The 12,025-nt window shown below is 45.2% G+C and carries 8 protein-coding genes, 3 tRNA genes and 1 pseudogene; 6 read left to right on the forward strand and 6 right to left on the reverse strand.

Annotated features, from left to right (window positions below; genetic code table 11):
* Positions 1–140: 140 nt before the first annotated feature.
* Positions 141–1,715, forward strand: a pseudogene (locus L5M11_RS10970) (PAS domain-containing methyl-accepting chemotaxis protein).
* A gap of 86 nt (positions 1,716–1,801) precedes the next feature.
* Here L5M11_RS10970 and L5M11_RS10975 read toward each other — a convergent pair.
* The gene (locus L5M11_RS10975) at positions 1,802–2,737 is read right to left on the reverse strand and encodes a D-2-hydroxyacid dehydrogenase (RefSeq protein ID WP_263163640.1); all 936 of its coding nucleotides are present in this window, start codon (positions 2,735–2,737) and stop codon (positions 1,802–1,804) included.
* Between the two features lie 92 nt (positions 2,738–2,829).
* On the opposite strand from L5M11_RS10975, the gene L5M11_RS10980 reads away from it, so the two are divergent.
* Positions 2,830–3,165 carry a DUF3392 domain-containing protein gene (locus L5M11_RS10980; RefSeq protein WP_113939153.1) on the forward strand — a complete coding sequence of 112 codons (336 nt, stop codon included), beginning with the start codon at positions 2,830–2,832 and terminating at the stop codon, positions 3,163–3,165.
* Positions 3,166–3,185: 20 nt separating this feature from the next.
* Here the strand turns inward: L5M11_RS10980 and L5M11_RS10985 are convergent, their stop codons facing one another.
* The 5 genes from L5M11_RS10985 to rsgA form a co-directional block, all read right to left on the reverse strand.
* A complete protein-coding gene (locus tag L5M11_RS10985) occupies positions 3,186–3,908 on the reverse strand; it encodes a glycerophosphodiester phosphodiesterase (protein WP_263163638.1) in 723 nt (240 codons plus the stop codon).
* 14 nt (positions 3,909–3,922) lie between these two features.
* Positions 3,923–7,126, reverse strand: a complete 3,204-nt coding sequence (locus L5M11_RS10990; RefSeq protein WP_263163747.1) for a mechanosensitive ion channel domain-containing protein — start codon at positions 7,124–7,126, stop codon at positions 3,923–3,925.
* Positions 7,127–7,194: 68 nt separating this feature from the next.
* Positions 7,195–8,076 carry a DMT family transporter gene (locus L5M11_RS10995; protein ID WP_263163636.1) on the reverse strand — a complete coding sequence of 294 codons (882 nt, stop codon included), beginning with the start codon at positions 8,074–8,076 and terminating at the stop codon, positions 7,195–7,197.
* Positions 8,077–8,082: 6 nt separating this feature from the next.
* Positions 8,083–8,961 carry an archaetidylserine decarboxylase gene (gene asd / locus L5M11_RS11000; RefSeq protein ID WP_263163634.1) on the reverse strand — a complete coding sequence of 293 codons (879 nt, stop codon included), beginning with the start codon at positions 8,959–8,961 and terminating at the stop codon, positions 8,083–8,085.
* A gap of 62 nt (positions 8,962–9,023) precedes the next feature.
* Positions 9,024–10,088 carry a small ribosomal subunit biogenesis GTPase RsgA gene (rsgA, locus tag L5M11_RS11005; RefSeq protein WP_105250279.1) on the reverse strand — a complete coding sequence of 355 codons (1,065 nt, stop codon included), beginning with the start codon at positions 10,086–10,088 and terminating at the stop codon, positions 9,024–9,026.
* Between the two features lie 112 nt (positions 10,089–10,200).
* On the opposite strand from rsgA, the gene orn reads away from it, so the two are divergent.
* The 4 genes from orn to L5M11_RS11025 all read left to right on the forward strand — a co-directional run bounded on the left by orn (position 10,201) and on the right by L5M11_RS11025 (position 11,247).
* Positions 10,201–10,746 carry an oligoribonuclease gene (gene orn, locus L5M11_RS11010; protein ID WP_131523968.1) on the forward strand — a complete coding sequence of 182 codons (546 nt, stop codon included), beginning with the start codon at positions 10,201–10,203 and terminating at the stop codon, positions 10,744–10,746.
* A 189-nt stretch (positions 10,747–10,935) separates the two neighbouring features.
* A tRNA-Gly gene (locus L5M11_RS11015) sits at positions 10,936–11,011 on the forward strand.
* A 42-nt stretch (positions 11,012–11,053) separates the two neighbouring features.
* Positions 11,054–11,129, forward strand: a tRNA-Gly gene (locus tag L5M11_RS11020).
* A gap of 42 nt (positions 11,130–11,171) precedes the next feature.
* Positions 11,172–11,247: transfer RNA gene (locus L5M11_RS11025), tRNA-Gly, on the forward strand.
* Positions 11,248–12,025: the final 778 nt, after the last annotated feature.

Here is a 12,025-nt window from a genome sequence, read left to right on the forward strand (position 1 = left end):
ATGCTAGGTGTGTTTTAGCACTAAAAAGCTAGGCAGTTTTAGAAGTAGGTTTAGGAATACAGAGTCAGGGTGATGATGCCTCACGGATGGATAACTCATGGATGAATAACGAAGAATTAATCAAAGATCCATAAGGTTTCATGAGAACAAATCTACCAGTTACACAGCGAGAATATGATTATCCAGCGGATTGGATTTTATTGTCGACTACGGATACTCAAAGTCATATCACTTACGCCAATCAATCTTTCTGTACCGTTGCCGGTTACGACCTCGATGCCATGCTAGGCAAGCCCCACAACATAGTGCGTCATCCAGATATGCCTCCGCAAGCGTTTGAAGATCTGTGGCGATGTATCAAAAAAGGCGAGCCTTGGAAAGGGATAGTGAAAAACCGCTGCGCCAATGGCGATCACTATTGGGTCGATGCCTATGTCTCACCGATTTCAGTTAATGGTAAAGTCGTCGAGTTTCAATCTGTACGCACTAAACCCACACGCGATCAGGTTAAGCGTGCAGAAATAGCCTATGCAGAGTTGAACAAAAAGGGCAGCGTCAGCGCGTTAAAACGTACCTTGGATATGCCAGTCAAATTGCTGTTACTCGCATTGGTTGCCATGCTACCTATGCTTTACCTTGCTCTGTAAATTGGCTTAATGGGCTTTATTGCCCTAGCGATAAGTGTCCTAGTATTGCTGGTGGGCGGTAATCTGGTGCTGAGTCGTTACTATGCTTTAGTGACTAAGGCGAAGCATATCTACGATAACCCCTTGATGGCGCATATTTATAGTGGAAGCAGTGATGATCTTGGCGCGATTGATTTAGCACTGCAAATGCAGAATTCAGAGCTTAAGTCGATTCTTGGGCGTGCATCGGATTCCTGTTATAACGTGTCAGAACAGGCCAAAATATCTGCCGCCAAGGGCAAACAAATCCAGAGTACCAGTCAGGCTCAACTATCTGAAATAGAACAAGTTGCTACAGCGATGCAGGAAATGACCGCCACATTAGGCGATATGTCCTCCAATTGTGCCGATGCGGCGAGTGCCTCGCAAATGGCATCCGCTGAAACTATCAATGGCGATAAAACGGTGTCGAGTACTATTCGCTCGATTCAAGCTATGGCGGAGCAACTGCAACAAACGTCAAAAGTTATTACTGAGTTAGAAGCCCACAGTAAAGATATTGGCACAGTGCTCGATGTGATTCAGAGTATTGCGGGTCAGACGAATTTACTGGCATTGAATGCGGCAATTGAAGCGGCTCGAGCGGGTGAGCAAGGTCGTGGCTTCGCTGTCGTTGCTGACGAAGTGCGGGCACTGGCACAACGTACTCACGATGCCACCAAAGAAATCCACAGTATGATTAATCTGTTGCAGCAGGGGACGAATAAAGCTGTTATCAGTATGCAGCAAGGAGTGGTTGCCGCTTCCGAATGTATTTCAACGGCGGATTTAGCGGGTACGGCATTACGTACGATTCGTGAGGCCATTTCGACCATTACCGATATGACGCACCATATTGCCAGCGCGGTTGAAGAGCAATCGAGTGTGGCAAATGAGATGAATCGCAGCGTAGTTAATGTGTCGCAATTTACCCATTCTAGCCATCAACTCGGCAGTGAAATGGTCGGCTTGAATGACGAAGTGACTCGCGAGATGGATTCTCACTCTGTATTAGTCGAGCAATTCTTAAAGCGCAGCTTTAGGATTTAACTGACTAAAATTTAAGATAAAAAAGGCAATAGTCTGACTATTGCCTTTTCTTTTACTGATTTCTAACTCAATTTCTTATCTCTGATCTAATAACCTTTACTAAAGTCGACTCGATTCTGCAGTGGCTCACCCATGATGTAGCGGCGATAGTTTTGGCTAAAGATATCGACGATTTGTGCAGGATGGCTTGGCGCCGAAATATGCGGCGTGATCACGGCATTTTCCCGTTCCCAAATAGGATGGCTATTGGGCAAAGGTTCCTGAGCAAATACATCGAGGATCGCTTGCTGACTAGGATTAGCGATAAGTTGGATATTGAGTGCATCGAGATCGAGTGCATCACCGCGGCCAACATTAAACAGCACTGCATCCGTTTTTAACATAGCTAACATGTCAGCATTGAGAAGATTATGCGTTGCAGGAGTGCTTGGCAGTAGATTTGCAACCACATCGGCCTGTGTTAACGCTTGGCCTAAATTGGCCATCGCTTCTATGGCATCAAAACCTTCTACGGAATTACCACTTCGATTGATCCCTGTGACATGCATGCCAAAGTGCTTTGCCGTCTTCGCGAGATGCTGGGCAATTGAGCCAGTACCGAGTAAGAGTAATCGCATTCCCTGTAGGCTTGAATGGCGCTGCTGGGGTTGAATCAGCCACTGTTTTTGTCCTTGTTGCTGGCGATAAAAACGATGGCCGCGGATATGCGCGAGTAAATAGCCGAATAGATACTCGCTCATCAGCGGGCCGAAAATGCCTTTAATATTGGTGAGTTGATAGTCTTTTCTGCCCCTTGGACTCATCAGGGCATCTATGCCAGCAAAGCTTGATTGTAACCATTGCAGATTTTTAGCATGGGGTAATAGGGGCGCGGCGAGTTTAGGTTCGGCTAACCAAATATCTGCATCAATTATGCTCGTAGGATTATCGTCGAGTAACGTTAAATCTGGGAGACTCTGCGCCTCAATCAAGTCGCGGTACTGTTGATTTGCCTTTGTTAGCAAGAGTAACTTGTGCCCCATGGCGTCTCCCTTTATGCTTGGTTATTGTTATTTTTCAATACGCTGTCGCGGCCACTCAGATGGATTGCGCTGCATATTTTTAGGTTAAGTCTATGTTTGATCAATTAGTCGCCATTATTGCCCAGTTAGGTAATATGCTTCGCCCTTGGGCCTTCGATATTGCTACCGCTATGGTGGTGTGTCTTATTTTGGTTTTTTCAGCGGATGTAAATCGTATCTTAAGGCGTCATTTGTTGGGGCATTCTTTTGTGCTGCGAACATTTGTTTTTATTATTGTGAATGCCTTTGGCTATGGCCTATTGATCGTGAAAGCCACGCCTTGGGTGGCAAGACACATAGTGGCTATGCCATCCCATTGGATGTTTCTGTTAATTGTGGCCATGTTTATTTTTATCGGTTATTGGGCTCAGCGAAATAGCCAAGCTTAATATCGTTATTATTTTTGCCGTTACTCAAAGTAGCCAGAGTAATCGGCCATTGCCTTTTGAGTTAAGGCTTGCATGGCGCGATCGGGGTAATTGCTGAACACGCCATCGACGCCAATCTGCTTAAGCGCATGAATATCATCAATATGATCGACAGTATAAACATAAACCTTGGCACCTCGGTTATGGGCGTCATCTACTAGTGCTTGGTTGATAAAACTCACATCTAAATGCAATGAATAGGCATTCAGTTCGCTTACCACGCCAGCCCCATCGAGTGGAATACTGGCAAGCAGTGGTGCGACTAACGCATCCGGCAACACCTGTTTAAGTTCATGCAGATAGGGGTGATTAAAGGAAGAGATCAGTAACTGCTCCTTCGTAAACCCAAGCTGACTCATAGCCTTTGGGTATAAGTCGATTAACGGCGTGACGGTATTAATGCCTTTTAACTCTATATTGACTATGCAGCGCCCCGCAATCAGTTCAAGTACTTGCCATAGCGTCGGAATGGATTCACCTTTCACATTGATGCTTGCTAGATAGTCCTTGCTCGCTAAGTGAATGACGCCTGTGCCCGAGCTTTTATTATCGAGTCGTCTGTCGTGAAACACGACTAACTCACCTTCGACATTATGTACATCGAGTTCGACGGCTTGCGCACCCAATTCTAACGCTTTAGCCATGGCGGCTAAGGTATTTTCGGCCTGATAACCGCTGGCGCCGCGGTGAGCAAAAATAAGCATGTTCTGCGATCCTATTAGCTTCTAATAATGCCTTGTTGCTCTCGACTTTGACCATTCTTAATATGGATTTCCATCTGCGGATAGGCGAGTTCGAGATTGTTTTCTTTGAGTTTTTTAGTCACTCGTTTATGTAAATCATGGCGCAGTGGCCAACGTGCCGACATATCTTTCGCATAGGCGCGCACTTCATAATCTTGGGTATGCTTACCAAAGCCTGCAAACCAGACTTCAGGTTCTGGGCTGGCAAGTGCATCTTCACATTCTTGCACCGCTTGGTACAGCGTCGCTTCGACTTTGGCTGGATCAGAATCCCGCGCCACCGACACATAAACAATGACCCGCGTAATAGGATCTGACAAGGACCAGTTGATCAGCTGCTCTGTGATAAAGGCCTTGTTTGGGATGATAATTTCCTTTCTATCCCAGTCAATAATGGTGGTCGCCCGAATTTGGATTTTACTGACTGTCCCTGTTAAATCACGAATTGTCACTGTGTCGCCAATCCGCACGGGTTTCTCAAACAAAATGATCAAACCTGAGATAAAGTTGGCGAAAATTTCTTGCAGACCAAAGCCTAAACCGAGAGACAGTGCGGCAATCAGCCATTGCAACTTAGACCATTCCATCCCGAGATTAGAGAAGCCGATTAATAGTCCGAGGAAAACCACCAGATAACGACTGACGGTTGTGATCGCAAAACCTGTCCCGGGCGAGAGATCAAGCCTTTGTAGGATCATTAGCTCAAGTAGGCCGGGTAAATTGGTGGCAATCATTAACGAGAAACCTACTACTATCAGCCCAAACATCAGTGATTTCATGGTAATGGGCAATTGTTGTTCTAAGCCATTCACACTGGTATTGGTCGTCCACAGCGTAATGCCATCGAGGAAGGAAAACAGCGCCGTATGGGTTTGAGTCCACAGACCAATCAAACTGGCTAAAAAGGCCAATAACAAGAGTGAACGCACTAGGCCAAGGGATTGGCTCGAAATGGTTTCGAGATCGACTACGGGTTCTTCGTAGGTATCGAGTCCATCGACGGAAGGGTGATGCGTTTCGCCTTTTTCCCTTTGTGCTAAGCGCTCTGCACGTTTTGCTTTCGCGCGATCGAAGGCGATACGGCGGCGTTCGATTAACATCCACCGTTTGATCAATTGGTATAAGAGCAAGAAACCCAGACCAAGCACGATCGATAATTGCAGTTGTAACAGCATTTGGAAAGCGGTGAAGTAGTAACCCCTAAAGGCTAACACTGCGCTTAAAAGCGGCACAGAAATCAGCAAGGTCCAGAGCATTTTCTGAATGAGTTTTTTGTTTTTACCGTCTTTTTTGGCATCTGAGTTTTTACGGCTCAGGATTAAAATATCTTTGTATAACAAGAATAAAACGATACAGAAAATAATGAATGCGCCGCGGCCTATGCTATTACGCACCAGTGATGTGTCGAGTACTTCGGTAAAGCCCATCAGACCCAATAATGGGCTAGCAATCAGCACAAAGTGTCTGAGCCGTGATTGTCCCGCTTGGATGAGTTTTGAGGGGCGTTTGAAATGGCCGACGAGTACGCCTTTGTCGAGCGTCAGAATAAAGATGAAGCGATATAAGAGATACACTAAACCAATCGCCAGTATGCCCATACCCACTGCTTGCACAAAATTGCGATCGGAATGATAGAAAATCAATCCCGCCATGATCACTGGGAAAGGTTTTATCAACGCATAGCTGATACTGCAGGCGAGCGCTTTGAGAGTATAAATGAATTTATCTTGGGTCACATTGCCCACATAAGTGGTGTAATGATTTAGCAAGCGATTGAATTTAGGAGTGATCAAGTCTTGTACGACTAAACACAGTACCAGCAATATGATCCACCAAGACCAATAATCGTTTTGTTCATCCCAGGCTTTTCCCAGTTCATCCCACTGTGCATGTTGCACAAGCCAAACCGTGCTGCGCTCAAGATCCGTAAGCCATAACTTACTGATACTTGCAGCGTTAGGCACCCAGAATAAATGTTCGTTAAGGGTATTTTTGAGGGTGAGATTCTGTTGGCTCAGTTGTTGGTAATTGACCTTCAGCTTGCCTAATTCACTTAAGTATTGGTCATAGCTTTGCATCAACTGCGAGATCAAACTCTGTTGCGAGTGTAAGAGCTTAATCTGCTGCTCATTGTATAAGCCGGGTTGTTCTAATTCTTGCTCATTGAGGGCTTGTTGCTGCTCTAAATGGTATCTGTCTAAGCGCGCATCGGCGATCAGCGTTTGCAGTTTTTCGTGATTCGGTGGTTTAGGCAGTGATTGCAACATCTGTAAAAAGCGCTCACCAAAGGCGGAGTTCATTTTGACCCAAGTGATCTGCTCTTGGATGTTTGCCAGTTGTTTGGCTTGGGATTGATATTGGGTTTCTGCCTGTTCCTGCTGTTCGACCACATTATTGATCTGCAGAGTTAACGTTTGCAGCTTTTGGCCGTAAATCTGGTTAGTGTCGGCAATATTACGGGTGATAGGATCGATAACTTTTTCGGTATTAACTAAGTTTTTGGCTAGGGTGGCATCCGTTTGTTGCTGACGTTGTTTATTGATTGCCTTGTTGATGGTTTCGATCAAGGCTTCTTGCTGCACCAGTTGTTGGCGGACTAGCTGTAATTGCAATTGCGTCAGTTCAATGCGTTTTTGGCTGCTGGCAAGTTCTGCTTCATCGGTGGCAAGGCTTTGTTCAAAGAAGAGTCGTTGAGTTTGCTGTAACTCTCCCGTAGGGGTATCTAGCGGGGCGAGTTCTGCTTTTTTGTTTTGGGCGACAGTTTGCCTCGCGCTGGCGATAACGGTAGGTAAGTCATTGTGACGTAGTAATAAATCGTTAACTTGTCGGCCAAGGGTGGATTCGCTTTCTTTAAGTTCAGACAAGCGAATATAGGCCATGGAAGCCTGCTGGCTGAGGTCAGTACCTTTTTCCAGTGATAAAGGCTTGTAGGCGTCTTTCAGCGCTTGGTTAGTGCGCTTCTTATGTTGCTCAAAATCAATCTGCGCTTGTTGGAAACTGGCTGCGTTGGCAGCGAGTTTTTCTATGTTAATTTTGAGTTCGTTAATTTGTTCGTCAATGCTGAGATTTTGTTGCTGATCTTGCTTGTTAATGCCAAGACGTTTGTCCAACTGCAAAGGCGAATTGGCAAGTGCGGAAAATGTGAAAAAAGCAATAATGAACAATAAAATACGTGGCATATAGGCTAAAGACATTTAGGGGCGAAAGACGCTCCATATTAGCCAAATTGCGTTGAGATTGGTATGTTTCAGGCGTTCTTTTTTCGCCGCTGTGATTGGTGCGATTGATGGGTTTCGAAGATGGCGGTAGCGACTATGATAGTGCCACCAATTAGAGTGTTGAGATTGAGCTCTTCACCTAAAATGATCAGCGCTAACATGGCGCCATAAAAGGGTTGTAAGCAAGAGACTAGCCCAACCGTTTTGGCGCTGAGTTGCCTCAGCGCAGAAGTAAATAGCGCATGTGGCGCAGCGGTAAAGACAACGCCGAGTAAAATAATTAATCCCCACACTTCTAATGAGATACTGTCCAGTTCCGTTTGGTGCCAAGGCATCAGGAACACCACAGCGACCAAAGTTTGATAGAACATGGCATGGGGGCCGCTGTACTGGGAAAAGTAGCGTTTGTGCAATAAGTTACGGGCGGTGAACAAGATGGCGGACACTATGCCGATGGCAATGCCCAGCGTAGTGTCGTTACCTAAATTGGCCTCAGGGATCAGTAATATCACCCCAATCAGCACTAATACACCGCTGATCATATCGTGTAATTTTATCTTATTACCTGTCAGCAACGGCTCGGCAATCACTGTCATCACCGGATAGGTGAAAAATGCAATCATGCCAATGGCGACCGACGATAATTGCATGGCCGCAAAATAAGTCACCCAATGCAGGCTGACGATAACCCCAAGCCCGATGGCGACCAGATAATCTTGTTTGCTGGCCAGCGTTAGCCGTTTACGGCTGAATTTGACCAGCAAACCTAACACAGTGGCGGCGACGATACAGCGTAGGAAGGTGATGTCGAGGGCGCTGAGCGGGATTAATTTAGAAAACAAAGCTGTGCCGCCAAATAGCAGCACAGCCAGATGCAATTCAATTAATCCCGAAGGTTTAGCAGAACTCAAGAAAACTTAATCCGCTTGCTTAACGTCTTTCAGGTTAGCGAAGGCTTGTCCCATACGTGTTACTGCTTCGGCTTCAACACCTTCAGCAAAGGTCGCGATAGCGTCTTTGGCAAACAACATCACCACAGTACTGCCTAACTTGAAGCGACCCATTTCTTCGCCTTTGTCTAAGGTGATGGCATCTGGGCCTTGGGTTGGATATTCCCAAGTGAAGACTTGCTTACCTGTCGGCGGCGTGACTGTGCCAGCCCATACGGTTTCAATACTGGCAACAATCGTTGCGCCAACCAATACCATAGCCAGTGGACCTAATTCGGTTTCAAAAATCGCCACAACGCGTTCGTTACGGGCAAACAGACCGGGTACGTGTCTCGCCGTTAACGGATTCACCGAAAACAGTTCGCCAGGTACATAGGTCATTTTTGATAATGTGCCTTTAATCGGCATGTGGATACGGTGATAGTCTTTAGGCGCCAGATAGATAGTCGCAAAATCACCGCCTTCGAAGCGTTTAGCATCTTCGGCTTGATCGCCAAGCAAAGTTAACGATGAATAGTGGTGACCCTTAGCTTGGAAGATGCGACCGTTTTTGATGGGGCCTAACTGACTTACCGCACCATCGACGGGATGCACCATGATATCGGCGTCCATATCTAACGGACGAATACCGGGTTTAAGGGTGCGGGTAAAAAAAGCATTAAAGCTTTTATAAGCTTCTGGTTCGCTCTGCGCCGCTTCGCTCATGTCGATTTTATATTGTTTGATAAACCATTTGATGGCGGCAGTGGTCAAGGCGCCAGCTTCGGCTGCAGCGAGTTTACCCACTAAACGAGATAATAAGTGTTTCGGCAGCATGTACTGCAGCGCTATTTTGACTTTATCCAATTTCAATTCCTTTTCTTACTGCTCAATCTTTGCTGAGACTGTTGTTATTTATCAATAAGTCGTTATTCGTCAGTGGCCGCGCGGAAATGGCGGGCATGACGTTGTTCATCTAAGCTGGCGATAATTTTATGGTAATTATTAAAGCGATCTGCGCTGATCTTACCTTGGCTCAGGGCTTCTTGAAGTGCACAGCCGGGATCGTCACCGTGTTTACAATCGCGGAATTTACATGCGCCAAGATACTCGCGAAACTCGATAAAGCACCAGCCGACACGTTGTGCAGGAAGATGCCATAGGGCAAACTCGCGCACGCCTGGGGAGTCAATCAAATCGCCGCCACTAGGCAAGTGCAACAGTTTGGCTGTGGTGGTGGTGTGTTGACCTAAACCTGAGTTATCGGAAACATCACCGATAATAAGCTCTGCATCGGGTAGTAATGCATTGATTATTGATGATTTACCCACACCAGATTGGCCAGCAAACACGCTGACTTTATCTTTGAGTATACCTTTGATGGTATCGATACCATCACCGAGCTTGCTGCTGACCTTATAAACCGGATAGCCAATGTCTTTGTAGCGCTGTAGCGCTTCATCGATTGCCTGCGCTTCATCGGGATTGAGCAAGTCAATTTTATTCAAAATGATGATAGGCGGAATATCGGTATCTTCGGCAGCCACTAAATAACGGTCGATGATCTGGGTGGTAAAGCTGGGTAATACCGAGGAGACAATCAAAATCTGGTCGATATTCGAGGCGATGATTTTCACGCCATCGTATAAATCTGGGCGTGTAAGTGATGAGCGACGTGGATGAACGGCTTCAACAATACCTGCGATGCCGCTATTGGCTTGGCTCTCAATGGCTAAGCGTACGATCACTTTATCGCCAGTCACTAAACTTGTGACGGCACGGCGAATATTACAGCGCACAATTTGGCCGCTTTCAGTTTCTATGTCGGCATGTTGGCCAAAACGTGAAATCACAGTACCGGGCTGTTCTTGCCCCAATGAACTATCCTGTAACTCTGGCGTATTTTTATCGCCACTATCACGATTGAGTCGCTTCTCGTGATTAGCGCGCATACGGCGTAATTGACCTTGGCTTAGGGGTTTCTTTTTACTCACTGATTCGTCTTCGTCAATTAGGTGATTTTTTGTGTTGGAAAAAAGCAGTATGATACACGCTCTTGAATAAAAAAGCCTGAATTTAGGCTAACTGACACGATAAGGCTGATTTATGACGGCAGATGTAAATAATCTCATTTGGATCGATTTGGAAATGACAGGGTTAGAGCCCGACGTCGACAGGATCATTGAAATTGCCACTTTAGTGACAGATCAAGAACTCAATATTATCGGTCAAGGTCCGGTTATCGCGATTCATCAGTCAGATGATGTGCTGGCCGCCATGGACGATTGGAATCAAAAGCATCATGGTGAGTCTGGGTTGATTGATCGCGTTCGTGCTAGCCAAGAAACCGAAGCGCAAGCCGTGGCTAAGACGATTGCCTTCTTAGAACAGTATGTTCCTAAGGGTGCTTCTCCAATGTGTGGTAACAGCATTGGTCAAGATAGACGCTTTTTAAATCGTTATATGCGCGAGCTGGAAGATTATTTCCACTACCGCAATGTGGATGTCAGTACGATTAAGGAGCTAGTGAAGCGTTGGAGTCCAGAAACGATGGACGGTTTTAAGAAGCAAAATACTCACCAAGCCTTGCAGGATATCCAAGAGTCGATTGCTGAATTGCAGTATTATCGCAGCAAAGTATTTAAAATTTGACCGATCAGTAGATAAATATGAAAGAAGGGGTTGCAGCCGCATGAATTTTTCATATAATGCGGCCTCAACTTTTTGATGCGAACAGAGATGTGCGGTCATTTAGATTGAATGCGACATTAGCTCAGTTGATAAAGGTTAAAGGCGATACCTTTTTTAATGTTGAAGGCAAATGTAGCAGCGATGCAAAAAGCGACATTAGCTCAGTTGGTAGAGCGATACCTTGCCAAGGTATAGGTCATCGGTTCGAACCCGATATGTCGCTCCAAATTAAAATTTAGTGATTTRCCAAATCATTAATACAGATTATGCGACATTAGCTCAGTTGGTAGAGCGATACCTTGCCAAGGTATAGGTCATCGGTTCGAACCCGATATGTCGCTCCAAATTAAAACTTAGTGATTTACCAAATCATTAATACAGATTATGCGACATTAGCTCAGTTGGTAGAGCGATACCTTGCCAAGGTATAGGTCATCGGTTCGAACCCGATATGTCGCTCCAATTTCCTAAATATTCCACTATCAGATTACTCAATTGACATTAGCTCAGTTGTGATTTTTGATATGGCGATACCTTTGCGATAGTTAAATTAGTCAAGGTATAGGTCATCGGTTCGAACTGCTCTTGATCAAAATTATGTCGCTCCAATTCCCTGAATCTTCCATTATCACATTACTCAATTGACATTAGCTCAGTTGCGGACTTGATATGGCTATACCTTCTTTTTTGCCAAGGTATAGGTCATCGGTTCGAACCGCTCTTGATCAAAATCATGTCGCTCCAATTTCGATAAATCCCTCCAAAACTATTTTATCCAACATCATTTCAATCGTGTTGCTCATATTGCTATCACTTACAATGCTTAGCCGTTGACTAAGGCATAGATCATTGCTCGAACCTCTCCCTATCAAAATTATTTCGCTGTACTTCCGTTAACCCCCCCCAACAGCGACTTTTTCGTGTCATTCCCTCAATTGGCTCATCTATATTTGTCTTGATTTACTGCCATCTACTTCAAGCACTCTATCTCAGATTCACCATGCACAACCAAAGACTTACGAATACCCTTTGGGAAAAGTGCGTTGAGATCTCTTTTGGCTTTTCTCTTTTATACAAAACAGTGTGATAGGATTAAGATGCGTGATCTATAGCGTGTTTCTTCAAGTTTTCCTAAATTAGATAGCTGCGTGAAAGTTAAATTATGACCTTGTTCAAATATTCGTAACGCTTTTACTCACATAATGGAATTAGACAAAATTAATAGCGCCAAGTAGTTGGC

The organism is Shewanella sp. SM87, from assembly GCF_025653705.1.
GTDB lineage: Bacteria > Pseudomonadota > Gammaproteobacteria > Enterobacterales > Shewanellaceae > Shewanella > Shewanella oncorhynchi.